This window comes from Streptomyces caelestis (genome assembly GCF_014205255.1).
GTDB lineage: Bacteria > Actinomycetota > Actinomycetes > Streptomycetales > Streptomycetaceae > Streptomyces > Streptomyces caelestis.
In genome coordinates this window covers 864,869-881,141 of sequence record NZ_JACHNE010000001.1, presented here as the reverse complement: position 1 = coordinate 881,141, position 16,273 = coordinate 864,869, and the positions used below count along the sequence as shown (strand labels likewise).

Here is a 16,273-nt window from a genome sequence, read left to right as displayed (position 1 = left end):
TTGTCATTGACGCGTCAAGAGGGGTGAGGGCAACTCGTGCGGTGCCGCGCGGAAGCCGGCGGACTGATGAGCGTGACGGGGGAGCCCGGCGGCGAACCGGTAAAGGCCGGCGCGGCGGTTGTCCCGGTCCCGGCGGATCAGTGTGGCCACCGGCTGCGACGGGGCGGCCGAGGCGGCAGGCCGCCAGCCTTCGACCGCGAGACCTGCAAAGAGGGCAACACGTCGAGCGGTGCATCAACCGCCTCAAACAGTGGCGCGGCATCACCACCCGCTACGACAAGGCCGCCACCATCTACCTGGCCGGACTCCACATCGCCGGCATCTTCCTGTGGTCCGCCGATGACCCAAACAAAAGCCCTAGCGACCGGCGGCAGCCGCGGGACGCTGACGGTACTTCCCAGGTGGGATGCCGTACTCGCGTTTGAACGCCTTGGCGAAGGCGAACTCCGAGGTATAGCCCGCGCGTTCCGCCACGGCGCGCAGCGGCGTGTCGCCCGAGCGCAGCAGTCGGCCCGCCGCCGTCATGCGCACCCAGGTCAGGTAGGCCAGGGGCGACTTGCCCACCAGGGTGGTGAAACGGCGCGCGAATGCGGCCCTGGACAGGCCGGCATGGGAGGCCAGCCCCTCCACCGTCCAGGGCAGGGTCGGGTCGGAGTGCATCGCCTGCAGTGCGGTGGTCACCGCGGGGTCCCGCAGGGCTGCCGCCCAGCCCGTCGCCTCCTGCCTCTCCGCGGATTTCCGCAGCCACCAGGTGCGCAGCAGGTACACCAGCAGCGTGTCCAGGAGGCCGGAGACGATCGCGTCGGAGCCGGGGTGCGGGTCCGCCAGTTCCGCGCCTAGCAGGTCGAGGGCGGACCGGAGGCCGTGGTGTGTCCCGATCCCGGACCGGATGTGGACGACTGGAGGCAGCTCCGAGAGCAGCGGGTGCGCCCGCGACCGGTTCAACTGGTAGGCACCGCAGAGCAGCACCGTGTCCGCGTCGTCCAGACCGGGGCCGGGATCCGCCAGCACCGGCCACGATCCGTCCGGCCCCAGCGCGAAGTCCTCCAGGGGAGTGTCGGGATGGTCGGCCAGGGCATGCCCGTAGCCGTGCGGCAGGAAGACCACGTCGCCGAACCCGAGGGGCACCGGAGCGGCTTCCCCGGGGCGCAGGAGACAGGCCGCGCCCTGGAGTACGACGTGGAATCCGGCGCCCTGCGAGGCGGGGAACCGCACGCCCCACGGAGCGGTCTGCGCCGTGCGGGAGGAGTGCGGTCGTCCCGTGCGCATGGCGGCGACCGCGTCGCTGAGCACATCCATGCTCGAACCGTACGGCATGCGGTCCGCGAGACGATCGGACAGTAAGAGAAGACAATCCGACATGGATCGTCTCGTGGTTGATACATAGCGTCGTCTCCATGACGACTTCCCTGCACACCAAGGCGGTTCTCTTCCACGAACTCGGCGGCCCCGAAGTGCTTCGCGTCGAGGACGTGCCGATCGGCCCGCCTGGCCCCGGTGAGGTGCTGTTCCGTGTGGACGCGATCGGCCTCAACCGCGCCGACGCCCTCTTCCGCGCGGGCACCTACTACTACCCACCCACCCTGCCTGGCTCACGACTCGGCTACGAGGCCGCCGGGGTCGTCGAGGCGGTCGGCGAGGGCGTGACCGGCTTCGTGCCCGGCGACCCGGTGATGGCCGCGGCCGACTTCGACTTCGGGGTCCACGGCGTGTACGCCGAGCGGGTTGTGTTGCCGCAGGAGTCGGTGGTACATCGCCCCGTCGGCGCCGACGCCGTGACCTCGGCGGCGGCCTGGCTGACGTACACGACCGCATACGGCGGGCTGGTGGAGACCGCCGGAATGGCCCCCGGCGACCATGTGGTGATCACCGGCGCGTCGAGCGGTGTCGGCACGGCCGCGATCCAGACGGCCCTGCGGCACGGCGCGATTCCCATCGCCACCACGCGCGGCCCGCGGAAGCGGCAGCGGCTTTTGGAGCTCGGCGCGGCTCATGTGATCGCGACGGACTCCGATGACCTGGTCGCAGAGGTCCGCCGGATCACCGGGGGCAAGGGCACCGAGATCGTCTTCGACGCCATCGGCGGTCCTGGTTTCGCCGCACTGGGCGACGCCCTCGCCCCGCACGGCACGGCGGTGCTGTACGGCTGGCTCGACCCGCGTCCGGCGCAGTTGGGTCTGAACTGGCCCCAGACGGTGCACATGTACAACAACGGCACTCTCTTGGAGCGTTCCGACCTCCGGCGGCGCGCCGCCGCATACATCGGCTCGGGACTGACCGACGGCACGCTGGCGCCCGTGATCGCCGAGACCTTCGATGGGCTGGACCGCGTCGCCGACGCGCACCGGCTGATGGAGTCCAACGCGCACACCGGCAAGATCCTGGTAACCCTGTAGGGCACAGGCGGCGGCTGAACGGTGATCCAAACGAAACCGCCTAGTAGTGCTTCGTTAGGTTCTGGGCTGTCTGCGGCGGCTGCGCGGGGTGGGTAGGGGGCGTCCGCAGGTGGTGCATTCACCGGCCCAGCACCTCAGCAGGTCCTGGAGGAGGTCGAGGACCTGGTAGAGGGTCAGGCCGGTGTGCGGACTTTTGGGTCGAGCCGCCGGAGGGTGAGGAATGCCTGGGCGGCGGTGACGAGGGTGACGTGGTGGTGCCAGCCGCGCCAGGTGCGGCCCTCGAAGTGGTCCAGTCCCAGGCCGTGCTTGAGTTCGCGGTAGTCGTGCTCGATCCGCCAGCGCATCTTCGCCCACCGCACCATGTCGGCGACCGGGGTGGTGGCGGGCAGGTTCGATATCCAGTAGCCGGTCGGAGTGCCCTGGCCGTCCGGCCATTCGACCAGGAGCGTCTGGGTGGGCAGGACGCCGTCCCACCGGTTGCGGCCGCCGCCCGCCTCCTGAGCTGCGGCCAGGGCCTGCTTGCCCGCAGGCCGCACGGACAGGACCGCGAACCGTGAGGTCATCGCGCCCTTTCTGCCCTGGCGCCATGTCACCTCGGTGAACCGGCCGGCACCGGCCTCGGCTGCGAGGACCGAGACGGCCCGCGGTGCAGTGCGATACCGGGGCAGCGTCGGCGGCCCGAGCCCGCCGTAAGCGGGCTGGTGCGGCTCGGCATTCTCCGGGTGGGCGACTTCCTTCCCGGTCAGCGCCAGCACATAGGACAGCCCGCGCTGTTGAAGACCGAGCCGGAACGGGGTGCTGACGCCGTAGCCGGCATCGGCGACCACGACCGGCGCCTTCAGCTGCCACTCGCCGAGCGTGTCGAGCAGGCCGAGCGCCAGGCGCCACTTCTCCTGGTGCACCACCTCGTCGGGCACTCCTGCCCTGCGGCACCGCTCCGGCGTATCCGTCCACTCGCGCGGCAGATACAACTGCCAGTCCAGCGGGCAGGACGCGGTGTCGGTGGCGGCATGGACACTGACCGCGACCTGGCAGTTCGCTCGTTTCCCGACCGCCCCGCAGTACTGCCGGGCCACCCCCACCGACGCGGTGCCGCACTTGGGAAACGACACGTCGTCCACCACCCACACCTCGGGCGTGATCACCTCGGACAGCCGCTCGGCGATCCGCCGCCGCACCGGCAGCGGATCCCACGGCGACTGGTTCACGAACTGCTGCAGGGCCTGCATGTTCCCGTCCGGCAGCCGCTCGGCCATCGGCTGGATCGATTTCCGCCGGCCGTCCAGCATCAGACCACGCAGATAACACGCACCCCATCGCCGCTGATCCCGCCGCGGCAGCGAGGCGAACGCATCGGCAACGAACTCCGCTAACTCACCCCGGAGCCGTTCCACCTCCCCCAACCTCATACCAGAACGATGCCCACCACCAGGGAAGATCACACAACGTAACGAAGCACTACTAGGTGTGCTGTTCCGGGACGTTGGTGACAGGCGGCACGCCTTGAGCGGTCCTTGAAAGAGGTGAGGGCCCCTGGGTTCGGTGTGGATTGCGACATCTACAACCGGCATCCAGGAGGCCCTCGTCGTCCCACCGTAATGCCCAGCTGATGCCGACCGGCAGGCTGTGTCCGGCCCGGTGTGCCGTGGACGACGGCCGGCCGCTTCGGCTGGTTCGCCGACGCGCTTCCCGGTGAGCCGGTGGTGCTCTGCACCCAGACCGCCAACGACCGCTCGATGCGGCCGGCGGCGAAGCTGGGGTTCACCGAGGTGGAGCGGTTCGAGGAGTTCGGCGCCGAACAGTGGTTCGGCGTGTGGTCCTCGGCCACGCCGTCCGGTTGAGCCAGGCCCGGCACCCTCCCCCGGCCCGATGGGCAGCTAGGGCGTGTCCGCAAAGTCCCGCCTGCCCTGCGACGCCCGGCACGCACTCTCGCCGCACCGGGCGACCACCCGCGTACAACCAGTACGCGGGCGTCCGCCCGGCACGCCGAGAGCACGCACCGAACGCCGCAGGGCCCGCCCTCCGGGCGGACGACGGGACTTTACGGACACGCCCTAGGACTCCCTCCTTTTGCCGTGCCATGAGCTATTCGTGACCAGATGCCCAGAGAGTCGAGGTCATGATGGTCGGCGTCGGTAAGGCATGCCTTGGCTAACTCGCTTGCGTGGTGGGTCGGGGCGGAGGGCCGGGAGGGCCGCAACACATGTGGGACGACGCGTTTCCGAGCTTCCTGATCGGACTGAGGGAAGGACTGGAAGCCGGCCTCATCGTCTCCGTGCTGGTCGCCACCCTCGTGCGGGCGGGCGCCAAGTCCCGTCTGCCGCAGGTGTGGACCGGCGTACTGGCCGCGATCGCGCTCTCCCTGAGCTTCGGCGCGGTCCTCACCTTCACCGCCGCGTCCCTCTCCACCACCGCCCAGGAAGCCTTCGGCGGCATGCTGAGTGTGGTGGCCGTCGCCTTCGTGACCGCGATGGTGTTCTGGATGCGCCGCTCGGCCCGCAGCCTGGCCGGAGAGATCAAGGAGAAGGTCACCGAGGCACTGACCATGGGCGCCGGTGTGCTGGTCCTCACCTCCTTCCTGGCGGTGGGGCGGGAGGGCCTGGAAACCGCCCTGTTCCTGTGGACCACGGCCCGCGCGGCGGACGAGTCGGCCGGGCCCTTGACCGGCGCGGGCGTCGGGCTCGTTCTGGCGGCGGTGCTGTGCTGGGGGCTCTACCGCCGGGTGCTCTCCATCGACCTCACCCGCTTCTTCACGGCTACCGGCGCCGTCCTCGTCGTGATCGCCGCGGGCGTTCTCGGCTACGGGCTGCGCGATCTCCAGGAGGGCGGGGTCCTGCCCGGCGGGACGTCCTACGCGGTCGACCTGAGCGGCAGCGTCGACGCCGGGTCCTGGTACAGCACGCTGCTCCAGGGCGTGCTCAATCTGACGCCGACGATGACGTGGCTTCAGGTGGCGGGGTACGTCGGGTATCTCGGCGTGGTGATGACGCTGTTCGTGCGGGGAGCGAGGGGAGCTACCCCGACACCGACACCGTCACCGTCACCGTCACCGACACGGACCCCGATCCCGACACCGGTCACGTCCGCGTCCTCAACACCGCCTCCGTCCACGTCCGTAACGCCGCCCGGGCCCGCGAAGGCCCCGACGCCCCAGCCCACCCTCGCACCCAGTCGCCGCCGCTCTGCCTGGCTCCTCCCTGTCGCCGTCGTCGCCGTGCCCGCCCTCCTGGCCGGGCTCGTCGTCGCCCTGGCGCGCCCCAAACCCGCCGGGGGCGAGACGGTCGCCGTCTCCGCCAAGGACTGCGGTCAGGGCTTCACCGCGCCCGAGCGGGGGCGGCGGACCTTCCAGATGCGCAACACCGGCGACCAGACGGCCGAGGTGTACCTCATCGACCCGGCCACCAACGCGGTCTACGGCGAGATCGAGGGCCTGGCCCCCGGCACCACCCGGGACCTGGTCGTCACCGTCGCGGGCGGTACGTACGCCTGGCGCTGTGTCCCCACCGACGGCAAGGCCGTCACCTCCAAGGCGGTCCGGGTCGGCGGCGCAGCCGGGGCCGGGGCTGTCGTCCCCGTCTCCGAGGAGGATCTCGCGGGACCGCTGCGGGTGTACAAGGCGTATGTGAACCGGGGCCTGGCCACCCTCGTCACCGAGACCCGGAAACTCGGCGAAGACATCCGCGCCGGGCACCTGGACACGGCACGCGCCGACTGGCTGACCGCGCACCGTACCTACGCCTCCCTCGGCGCCGCCTACGGCACCTTCGACGACTTCGACCGGAAGATCAACGGCCGGCCCGACGGTCTGCCGGACGGGGTCCACGACAAGGACTTCACCGGCTTCCAGCGGATCGAGTACGGGCTGTGGCACGGCCAGTCGGCAGACGAGCTCAAGGGCCCGGCACGGCAACTGGCCGCCGATTCCGCCGGGTTGCGGAAGGCCTTTCCGCATCAGGACTTCGACGCCTCCGACCTGCCCCTGCGCGCGCACGAGATCATGGAGAACACCCTCCAGTTCGAGCTGACCGGCGACACCGACCAGGGCAGCGGCACCGGACTGGCCACGGCCGACGCCAACCTCGCCGGTACGCGCGAACTGCTCACCGTACTCCGGCCGTTGCTCACCAACCGGGCTCCGCACCTTCTCCCTGCGGTCGACGCGGACATCGCGCGGCTTTGGACGCTGCTCGACGCCGAGCACCGTGACGGCCGCTGGACCCCCGTCGACCGGCTCGGCCGGACCGCGAAGGCCCGGATCGACGGGGCCACGGGGCAGCTCCTGGAAGACCTCTCGCCGGTGCCGGACCTGCTGGAGATCAGGAAGTCCGCGTGAGCACCGGCCGCCGCCAGCACAACCAACACGCCGAAGGGAACGTCCCCATGCCGTCCGCTGACACGCCTCCGCCCGGCTGCCCCGCCCACGCCGGCCGCCGTTCGTTCGTCAGGACGGCCCTGGGCGCCGGAGCCGCGGGCGCGGTCCTCGCCGGGGGAGGCGCAGCGCTCGCCGAGACCCGCGACGGCACGGCCCCAGCGGCTCAAGTGGCCCGGGCGGCCGAGGAGAACGCCGCCGCCGTGCCCTTCCACGGCATCCACCAGGCCGGAATCCTCACCCCTCAGCAGAAGGCCGCTGCCTTCGTCTCCTTCGACGTCATCACCGGCGACCGCGCGGAACTGGCCGGCCTGCTGCGGACCCTGACCGAGCGAGCCCGTTTCCTCACCGCCGGCGGCACACCCACCGACCTGGGTGTCGGCGCCCCGCCCTCGGACAACGGCATCCTCGGCCCGGTCGTCCCGGCCGACGCGCTCACCGTGACCGTCGGCGTCGGGGCCTCCCTCTTCGACGGCCGCTACGGACTCGCCAAGGCCAAGCCGCGCCGGCTCACGCCCATGCGGACCTTCCCCAACGACGACCTGAATCCCGCCGAGTGCCACGGCGACCTGTCCCTCCAGATCTGCGCGGACCGGCAGGACACCGTGCTGCACGCGCTGCGCGACATCGCCAAGCACACCCGGGGGGCGATGCAGATCCGGTGGCGAGTCGACGGCTTCCAGAACGTGCCGCGGCCCAGCGGCACCCAGCGCAACCTGCTGGGCTTCAAGGACGGCATCGTCAATCCGGACGTCGCGTCGGCCCGCGAGATGGACCACCTCGTGTGGGTGGGAGACGGGCAGGGCGAACCCGGCTGGGCGACCGGGGGCAGTTACCAGGTCGTCCGGATCATCCGGATGCTGGTGGAGTTCTGGGACCGGGTGTCGCTGACCGAGCAGGAGCAGATGTTCGGCCGGCGCAAGGACACCGGTGCCCCGCTGGACGGCGCCAGGGAGACCGACAGCCCGAACTACGCCAAGGACCCGCACGGCGCGGCCATTCCGCTCGACGCCCACATCCGGCTCGCGAACCCGCGCACCGCGGCGACCGGCAACTCCCGTATCCTGCGCCGAGGTTACAACTACGACCGGGGCGTCGACAGCGTCGGCAACCTCGACATGGGCCTGGTCTTCTGCTGCTATCAGCAGGACGTGCGGCGCCAGTTCGAGGCCACCCAGACCCGGCTGATCGACGAACCCCTCGTGGACTACATCTCCCCGACCGGCGGCGGCTACTTCTTCGCCCTGCCCGGCGTGCGTTCGTCCTCCGACTGGTTCGGCCGGGGGCTGCTCTCGGCGTGAAGTCCCGTCTGTGTCAGAAGTGTTGACCGGGCAGTGAAAGCGTTTTAACTTCCCTTCACCGGACGCGCCGAGGTGAGGGGGAGCCGTGGCAACTGACTTACGGGAACGTGCAGGTACGAAGGGGGTGAGTCCGGGCCGACGTGATCCCGATGGGGTGAAGCGTCAACGTAAAGGTTTTCAGAGCCGGACGTTGTTCCTGCTCATGCTCCCCGGTGTCGCCTACTTCCTGCTGTTCCACTACGGCGCACTCGCCGGCAACGTCATCGCGTTCAAGGAGTACGTGCCCTTCGACGGCCTGTGGGGCAGCCCCTGGGTGGGCCCGGGCAACTTCCAGCGCATGTTCGAGGACGCGGCGTTCTGGGACTCGGTCCTCAACACCCTCTGGATCGCCGTCCTCCAGCTGGTCTTCTACTTCCCGGTGCCGCTCGGCCTCGCCCTGCTGCTGCACACGCTCACCTGGAGCTCGGTGCGCCGGTTCGTGCAGTCGGTGGCGTATCTGCCGCACTTCATCTCGTGGGTGATCGTCGTCGCGCTCTTCCAGCAGGTGCTGGGGGACACCGGCCTGCTCAACAGCGGCCTGAGCGGGGCCGGTCTGCACACCGTCGACATCATCGGCAACCCCGACGCGTTCGAACCGCTCGTCGTCGCCCAGGTGATCTGGAAGGACGCCGGCTGGGGCACGATCATCTTCCTCGCCGCGCTCGCCCAGGTCGACGAGCAGCAGTACGAGGCCGCCGCCATCGACGGCGCCGGACCCTGGCGGCGCTTCTGGCACGTCACCCTGCCCGCCATCCGCCCGGTGATCGTGCTGCTGATCATCATGCGGCTCGGCGACATCCTCTCCGTCGGCTTCGAGCAGATGCTGCTGCAACGCGACGCGGTCGGCCCTCAGACCGCCGAGGTCATCGACACCTTCGTCTACTACCAGGGCATCGTCGGCGGCGACTACGGCTTCGCGGCCGCCGCGGGTCTGTTCAAGGGGGTCGTCGGCGCCCTCCTCGTCTACGCGGCCAACAAGGTCGCCCACCGCCTCGGCGAACAGGGGGTCTACAAGTGAGCGCGTCCGCCCGGCCCGGCTGGATGGAGAAGCCCCGGCCGCTCACCCAGGCCGCGAAGGCCCTCGCCCTGGCCGCGGTCGTGCTGCTGGTGTGCGTGCCGTTCCTGGTGATCGTGTCGACCTCACTGGCGTCCACCCAGGAGGTCGTCGACAACGGCGGCTGGGTGCTGTGGCCCAGCGAACCCACGCTCGACGCCTACCGCGACATCTTCGACGGCGGCATCGTCACCCACGCCCTCGGCGTCAGCGCGGGCGTGACGATCGTCGGCACCCTGCTCAGCCTCGCCTGCACGGTGTCCCTGGCCTACGCGCTGTCCCGCCCGGGCGTCTTCGGCGGCAGACCCGTCCTGCTGCTGGTGCTGTTCACGTTCCTCTTCCCGCCCGGCATGATCCCGAGCTTCCTGCTCGTCAAGGAACTCGGCCTGCTCGACTCGTACGCCTCGCTCGTCCTGCCCGTCCTGGTCAACGTGTTCAACCTGGTCGTCCTGCGCGGCTTCTTCCAGTCGATCCCCGAGGAGCTGTACGAGGCGGCCCGGCTGGACGGGGCGGGGGACTGGCGGGTGCTGGTGTCGGTGGTGCTGCCGCTGTCCAAGGCCGCGCTCGCCGTCGTCGGCCTGTTCTACGCCGTCGCCTACTGGAACTCCTGGTTCTACGCCTCGCTGTATCTGGAGAGCGACCACTGGCCGCTCCAGCAGGTGCTGCGCACCTATGTGGTGTCCGGTGCCGGACTGACCGACGCGACCACCGGCGAGGCCACCGTCACCGCCCCGCAGACCGTGCAGATGGCGGTGCTCGTGATCGCCACCGTGCCGATCCTGCTCGTCTATCCCTTCCTGCAGAAGTACTTCACCAAGGGCGTGCTCACCGGCGCCATCAAGAGCTGACACGAGGTGGTTCACCCATGCCCCGCATGTCCCGACGCACCCTCCTGCGCTCCATGACGGTGGGCGGCGCCGCCGTCTCCGTCCCCGGTCTGCTGACCGCGTGCTCCTCGGACTCCGGCGACAGCGGCGTCTCCAACGCCGGCAAGAAGCTCGCCCCCTGGCCGGCGTACCGGCCCGCCGCGGGGCCGAAGCCCGACCTGGCCCCCACCGACGCCGGTGTCCAGGCCGGCTACACCTCATACCCGTCCGACCTGGTCAAGTCCGTCTCCCGCACCCCGGGCGACGGCTCCACCGTCCGTGTCATGACCGTCTCGTTCGGCACACCGCCCAAGCCCGCCTCGCAGAACCGCTTCTGGGCGGCCGTCGAGAAGGCCCTCGGCGTGAAGATCGAATACACGATCATCTCCCAGGCCGACTACCAGAAGAAGATGGCGACCGTGATGGCGGGTGACGCCGACGCCCTGCCCGACATCATCAACATGTTCGCCGGCTTCACCCTGCCCCGCGAGGCACAGTTCGTGCAGCGCCGTGCCCAGGACCTCACGCCGTATCTGTCGGGCGACGCGATCACCGACTACCCCAACCTCGCCAACATCCCCACCCACGCCTGGCGCGACATGGGCCGCATCGGCGGCCGCATCTACGGCATCCCGCTGGAACGTCCGCTGCCCGGTTCCACCCTCTGGATCAACCAGGACATGTTCGCCGACGCGGGGATGAAGGAAGGCTGGACGGCCGAGGACTTCACCGCCGTGGCCCGGCAGGGCACCCGCGGCAGGACGTACATGCTCGGCGCCGCCAACGGCTCCCTGTTCGGCAACGCCTACCACTCCGCCGCCCACAACGCACCCCAGCGCTGGGCCGTCACCAAGGACGGCACCTTCCTGCCGGCCGCCGCCGACGAGCGCTACAAGGCGTCGATCGCCTTCCAGGCCCAGCTGCGCAAGAACGGCTCCTACCACCCCGACGCCACGTCCATCTCCCAGATCGACCTGACGACCCTCTACTACAACGGCACCGTCGGCTCCATGCAGGACGGATTCGGCGCCTACCTGCCCAAGTACCAGGAGTCCAAGGGCAAGATGAGCCCCGCCGCGGCCCTGCCGTACAGCATCGGCGGCGAGCCCGGCGGCATCGTCGCCGCCCGCCGCTCCTTCGGCTACACCGTCCTGAAGCAGGCCAAGAAGGAGCGCATCGAACTGCTGCTGCGCATCCTCGACTACCTCGCCGCGCCCTTCGGCAGTCAGGAGTGGGAACTCGTCCACTACGGAGTCGAGGGCGTCCACTTCACCCGCGGCAAGGACGGCTCGCCCGGACCCACCAAGCTGGGCGAGGTCGAGAACAACACCAACCTGCCGCTGAAGTACCTCGCCGAAGGCCCCCAGGTACTCTTCGTGCCCGGCATGCCCGACGCCGTGCGCGCCCTGCACGCCTGGCAGCGCAAGGTCGTACCGCATGCCATCCGCGACGCCTCCTTCGGGCTCCAGTCCGCGACGAACAACTCCCAGGGCGCCACCCTCAAGACGTTCCTGGACGACACGATCACCGGCATCATCGCCGGACGACTGCCGATGTCCGAGTGGGACGCGGCGGTGAAGAAGTGGCGGAGCCGGGGCGGCGACAGAATGGCCGAGGAGTACGCGAAGGACTACGCGGCCAACGCCTGAACAGCGGTGGGCGGAAGAGGAGACGCGGGGGATGGGGAACGACATGGTGTCCAAGGGACGGGTCACGATCCGCGAGGTCGCCGAGCGGGCGGGCGTGTCGACGGCCACCGCCTCCCGCGCGCTCAGCGGCAACCACCCGGTGCCCGCGGCGACCCGGGCCCGGGTCCTGCGCGCGGCCCGCGACCTCGACTACGTGGCCAACGCGCACGCCCGCGCCCTGGTCGGCGGCGGCCGCAAGATGGCCGCCGTCGTGGTCCGCCAGGTCACCAGCCCCTTCTACGCCCAGGTCGCCGAGGGCGTGGAGGCGGAGGCCGCCGACCGCGGCTGGCTCTGCGTGGTCGGCGCCACCGGCGGCGCCGCGCAGCGCGAGATGGAGTTCGTGCAGCTCATGCGGGAGGAGGGCGCCCGGCTGGTGATCCTGGTCGGCGGGGTCGTCGAGGACGACGCCTACCGCGAGCGCGTCGCCCACTACGCCCACGCCCTCGACTCCTCCGGAGCCCGGCTCGTGCTCTGCGGCCGGCCCGCGCCCGACCCCGAGATCCCCGCCCTCGTCGTCGAGTTCGACAACGAGGCCGGGGCCCGCGCCATCACCGCCCATCTGCTGTCGGCCGGCCACCGCAGGATCGTCTTCCTCGGCGGACTGCCCGGCAACACCGCCCTCGACGCCCGTGTCGCCGGCTACCGGGCCGCCCTCGCCGAGCACGGGCTGCCGCCCGAGGCCGCACACGTCGTCGACTGCGGACTCGGCAGGGCCGCCGGTCACCGGGCGATGACCGAACTCCTCAAGGCCGGGCGGGAGTTCACCGCTGTCTTCGCCGGGGACGACATGGTCGCCGCCGGCGCCCTGCGGGCCATCGCCGACGCCGGACTGCGCGTCCCCGGCGACATCTCGGTCGTCGGCTACAACGACATCCCGCTCGCCGAGGACTTCAACCCGCCCCTCACCACCGTCCGCACCCCCGCGGAGGAACTCGGCCGCGCCGCCGTGCGCATCGCGCTGCGCGACCCCGAGCACGCCGCCGGGGCCCACCATCTGCTCGGCACCCACATCGTCGTACGCGACAGCGTCGGCGCGCCCCCGCCCGGGCGTGCCCTGTGACCAACGGAGGAACCGCACCCGCATGAGCGCGCCGCACGTGTCGCTCCCCGACCCGACGCACCTCCCCCACCTGCCCCACCTGCCACCCCCGGACCCGCTGACCTCGCCCCTCACCGGCTGGACCCGCGCCCACTGGGAGGCCATCGCCGACCGCCTCCTCGACGCCCTCACGCCGTACGCCTCCCCGGGCCTGGCCCAGTACCGGCTGCCCGGCCCGCCCAGCCACTCCGGGCCCTGGTCGGACGGTCTCGAAGGGTTCGCCCGCTCCTTCCTGCTGGCCGCGTTCCGTATCGCCGGTTCGGGCGGGCAGGGTGTGTCCGGGCTGATCGAGCGGTACGCGGCCGGGCTCGCGGCCGGCACCGACCCGCGCGGCCCCGACCGCTGGCCGCCCATCACCGACCGGTCCCAGCCCATGGTGGAGGCCGCGTCCCTCGCGATCGCCCTGCACGAGACCCGCCCCTGGCTCTGGGACCGGCTCGACGACCGGGTACGGCAGCGGGTCGCCGACTGGCTGGGCGGTTTCGTCGGAGCCGTGGTCAACGACTCCAACTGGCGGCTGTTCCAGGTCATCACCGAGGAGTTCCTCGCCTCCGTCGGCGCCCCGCACAGCCGCAGCGAGATCGACGCGGGCCTGGCACGCCTGGAGGACTGGTACCGGGGCGACGGCTGGTACACCGACGGCGACGGCCGCAAGTTCGACTACTACAACGCCTGGGCGCTGCACCTGTACCCGGTCCTGTGGGCCCGTATCGCGGGGCCGCGCGCCGACCCCCGGCTGGTGGCGGAACACCAAAGGCGCCTGCGCTCGTTCCTCCACGACCACCAGCACTTCTTCGGCGCCGACGGCGCACCGGTCCACCAGGGCCGCTCCCTCACCTACCGGTTCGCGACGGCGGCCCCCCTGTGGGCGGGTGTCCTCTCCGACGCCACCCCGCTGCCGCCCGGCCGCACCCGCCGCCTGGCCTCCGGCGCGCTGAAGCACTTCGCCGAGCGCGGCGTGCCCGACGAGCACGGGCTGCTCACGCTCGGCTGGTACGGCCCCTTCCTCCCCGTCACCCAGCGGTACTCGGGCCCCGCCTCCCCGTACTGGGCGAGCAAGGCCTTCCTCGGCCTGCTCCTGCCCGCCGACCACCCCGTGTGGACGGCGCCCGAGGAACCCGGCCCGGTGGAGACGGCCGACGTGCGCCTCTCGTTACCGGCGCCGGGCTGGCTGCTGCACTCCACCGCCGCCGACGGGATCGTCCGGCTCGTCAACCACGGCAGTGACCGCCTGCCGCCCCCACCGGCGGCCGCCGACGACAGTCCCCACTACGCCCGCTTCGCCTACTCCAGCGCCACGGCCCCCGAGACACCACCGGCACCGCGGGTGGGCCCCGACAACCACATCGCGCTGCTCGCCCCCGACGGCACCCCCACCCCCCGCGGCCGCATCCACCCCCTCGGCGTCGACGGCCCCCGGGCCGCCTCCTGGCACCGGGCCCTGCTCCCGGGCGACAGCGAAGGACACCGCATCGAGACGGTCAGCGTGGTGCACGGCCCCTGGGAGGTCCGGGTGCATCGCGTCGACGCGCCCCCCGGCACGCCCGTGCGCGAGGGCGGCTGGGCCGTCGCCGACGACACCGCGCCACCGGCCGCCCGGACCGGCCCCGGCTGGGCCCTGGCCCGCCGCCCGGACGGCCTGACCAGCACGCTCATCGGCCTGCACGGGTGGGGCGACGACGAGGGCGCGGTCGTAGCGGCCGTGGGCAGCAATGCGTACGGGCACCACTCGGCGACGCCGCTCCTGACGCTGCCGTCCCACCCCGGAGGTACGCGCCTGATGGTGACACTGGTCGTGCTCAGTGCCGACCCGGTGGCGCACGCCCTGGTCGAGGGCGCCCGAGTATGGACCGGAGCCGACGGGAGCGTGGAGATCCGCTTCCCCGACGGCATACGGGAGTCGGTGCCCTGAGAAACGCCGTGGGGGCGTGGCTCGGCCGAGCCACGCCCCCACGGCATCACGCGCGTCAGGCCGCCACGCGCCTGCGCGTCACCGCCTTCCTCAGCAGCGGCCAGGCCAGCAGGAGCACGATCACCGCGTACACCGTCACCGCGAACGGCGTGTTGAACAGCCCCGTCACGCTGCCGTCACTGATCTGGAGCGCGCGCCGCAGCTGCTGCTCGGCGTTCGGGCCGAGGATCACGCCGATGACGGCGGGCAGCACCGGCAGGCCGTAGCGGCGCATGCCGAAGCCGATCAGGCCGATGATCAGCAGGATCACCAGGTCGATCACCTCACCGCCGACCGCGTACGCGCCGACCGCCGCGAAGAACATGATCCCGGCGTACAGGTACGGCCGCGGAATGCGCAGCAGCTTCGCCCACAGTGGCGCCAGCGGCAGGTTGAGCGCCAGCAGCAGCACCATGCCGACGAAGAGCGAGGCGATCAGGCCCCACACCAGATCGGGTTCGCGCTCGAAGAGCAGCGGGCCGGGCTGGATGCCGTACTGCTGGAAGGCGGCCAGCATGACGGCCGCGACCGCCGTGGTGGGCAGGCCCAGGGTCAGCATCGACACCAGGGTGCCCGCCGCCGAGGCCGACGCCGCCGACTCCGGACCGGCCACGCCCTCGATGGCGCCCTTGCCCCACTCGTCCTTGTGCTTGGACAGGCGCTTTTCCGTGACGTACGACAGGAACGTCGGGATCTCCGCGCCGCCCGCCGGGATCGCGCCGAACGGGAAACCGATGAACGGCCCGCGCAGCCACGACTTCCAGGTCCGGTTCACATCCCCGCGCCCCAGCCACGGACGCCCCACCGGGATCGGCTCCGGCGGCCTGCGCCGCAGGTGCGCGGCCACCCACAGCGCCTCGCCGATCGCGAACAGACCGACCGCGACGATCACCACGTCGATGCCGTCGGCCAGTTGGAGCGAGCCGAAGGTCAGGCGCTGCTGGCCGGTCATCTGGTCCAGGCCCACCAGGCCCAGCGTGAGACCGATGAGCAGGGAGGCCATGCCCCGGACCCGGGACGAACCCAGCACCGACGTCACCGCGATGAACGCCAGCACCATGATGGCGAAGTAGTCCGGCGCGCCGATGTCCACGGCCAGCTCGGCGACCGTCGGGGCGAGCGCCACCAGCAGGATCGTGCCGATCAGGCCGCCCGCGAAGTGCCCCACGGCGGCCGCCGCCAGGGCCTGCGCTCCGCGCCCGGACTTGGCCATGGGGTTGCCCTCCATGGCAGCCACCACCGCCGCGCTCTCGCCGGGCGTGTTGAGCAGGATGGAGGTGGTCGAGCCGCCGAACATCGCGCCGTAGTAGATGCCCGCGAACATGATGAACGCGCCGGTCGGTTCGAGCCCGTACGTCACCGGCAGCAGCAGCGCGACCGCCATCGCCGGGCCGATGCCGGGCAGCACGCCGATCGCCGTGCCGAGCAGCACGCCGATCACGGCCCAGAGCAGGTTGACCGGGGTGAGGGCCGTACCGAAGCCGTCCATGAGGGAGTTGAAGGCGTCCAT

11 protein-coding genes and 1 pseudogene are annotated in these 16,273 nt (G+C 71.3%); 9 read left to right on the top strand and 3 right to left on the bottom strand.

The window, feature by feature from the left end; genetic code table 11:
* Positions 1 to 357: 357 nt before the first annotated feature.
* A complete protein-coding gene (locus HDA41_RS03940) occupies positions 358 to 1,299 on the bottom strand; it encodes an AraC family transcriptional regulator (RefSeq protein ID WP_184980700.1) in 942 nt (313 codons plus the stop codon).
* Between the two features lie 98 nt (positions 1,300 to 1,397).
* On the opposite strand from HDA41_RS03940, the gene HDA41_RS03935 reads away from it, so the two are divergent.
* Positions 1,398 to 2,396, top strand: coding sequence for a zinc-dependent alcohol dehydrogenase family protein (locus HDA41_RS03935; RefSeq protein ID WP_184980698.1), 999 nt, complete (start codon positions 1,398 to 1,400; stop codon positions 2,394 to 2,396).
* A 173-nt stretch (positions 2,397 to 2,569) separates the two neighbouring features.
* Here the strand turns inward: HDA41_RS03935 and HDA41_RS03930 are convergent, their stop codons facing one another.
* Positions 2,570 to 3,805, bottom strand: coding sequence for an IS701 family transposase (locus HDA41_RS03930; protein WP_184979534.1), 1,236 nt, complete (start codon positions 3,803 to 3,805; stop codon positions 2,570 to 2,572).
* Positions 3,806 to 4,051: 246 nt separating this feature from the next.
* On the opposite strand from HDA41_RS03930, the pseudogene HDA41_RS03925 reads away from it, so the two are divergent.
* The 8 genes and pseudogenes from HDA41_RS03925 to HDA41_RS03890 form a co-directional block, all read left to right on the top strand.
* Positions 4,052 to 4,237, top strand: a pseudogene (locus tag HDA41_RS03925) (GNAT family N-acetyltransferase); the annotation flags it as partial.
* Between the two features lie 362 nt (positions 4,238 to 4,599).
* Entirely contained in the window at positions 4,600 to 6,729 is a 2,130-nt protein-coding gene (gene efeU / locus HDA41_RS03920; RefSeq protein WP_184980696.1) for an iron uptake transporter permease EfeU, read from the top strand.
* Between the two features lie 47 nt (positions 6,730 to 6,776).
* Complete coding sequence (gene efeB, locus HDA41_RS03915) at positions 6,777 to 8,066, top strand: iron uptake transporter deferrochelatase/peroxidase subunit (RefSeq protein WP_184980694.1); 1,290 nt, start codon at positions 6,777 to 6,779, stop codon at positions 8,064 to 8,066.
* Positions 8,067 to 8,268: 202 nt separating this feature from the next.
* Positions 8,269 to 9,123 (top strand): ABC transporter permease, encoded by an 855-nt coding sequence (locus HDA41_RS03910; RefSeq protein ID WP_184993125.1) that lies wholly within the window; start codon positions 8,269 to 8,271, stop codon positions 9,121 to 9,123.
* A complete protein-coding gene (locus HDA41_RS03905) occupies positions 9,120 to 10,007 on the top strand; it encodes a carbohydrate ABC transporter permease (RefSeq protein WP_184980692.1) in 888 nt (295 codons plus the stop codon). Before HDA41_RS03910 ends, HDA41_RS03905 begins: the two co-directional genes overlap by 4 nt.
* A 17-nt stretch (positions 10,008 to 10,024) precedes the next feature.
* Positions 10,025 to 11,674, top strand: a complete 1,650-nt coding sequence (locus tag HDA41_RS03900) for an extracellular solute-binding protein (protein WP_184980690.1) — start codon at positions 10,025 to 10,027, stop codon at positions 11,672 to 11,674.
* 31 nt (positions 11,675 to 11,705) lie between these two features.
* Positions 11,706 to 12,773, top strand: coding sequence for a LacI family DNA-binding transcriptional regulator (locus HDA41_RS03895; protein ID WP_376706764.1), 1,068 nt, complete (start codon positions 11,706 to 11,708; stop codon positions 12,771 to 12,773).
* Between the two features lie 22 nt (positions 12,774 to 12,795).
* Positions 12,796 to 14,724, top strand: coding sequence for a DUF2264 domain-containing protein (locus HDA41_RS03890; RefSeq protein WP_184980688.1), 1,929 nt, complete (start codon positions 12,796 to 12,798; stop codon positions 14,722 to 14,724).
* 55 nt (positions 14,725 to 14,779) lie between these two features.
* On the opposite strand, the gene HDA41_RS03885 is transcribed toward HDA41_RS03890, so the two are convergent.
* A complete protein-coding gene (locus HDA41_RS03885; RefSeq protein ID WP_184980686.1) occupies positions 14,780 to 16,273 on the bottom strand; it encodes a tripartite tricarboxylate transporter permease in 1,494 nt (497 codons plus the stop codon).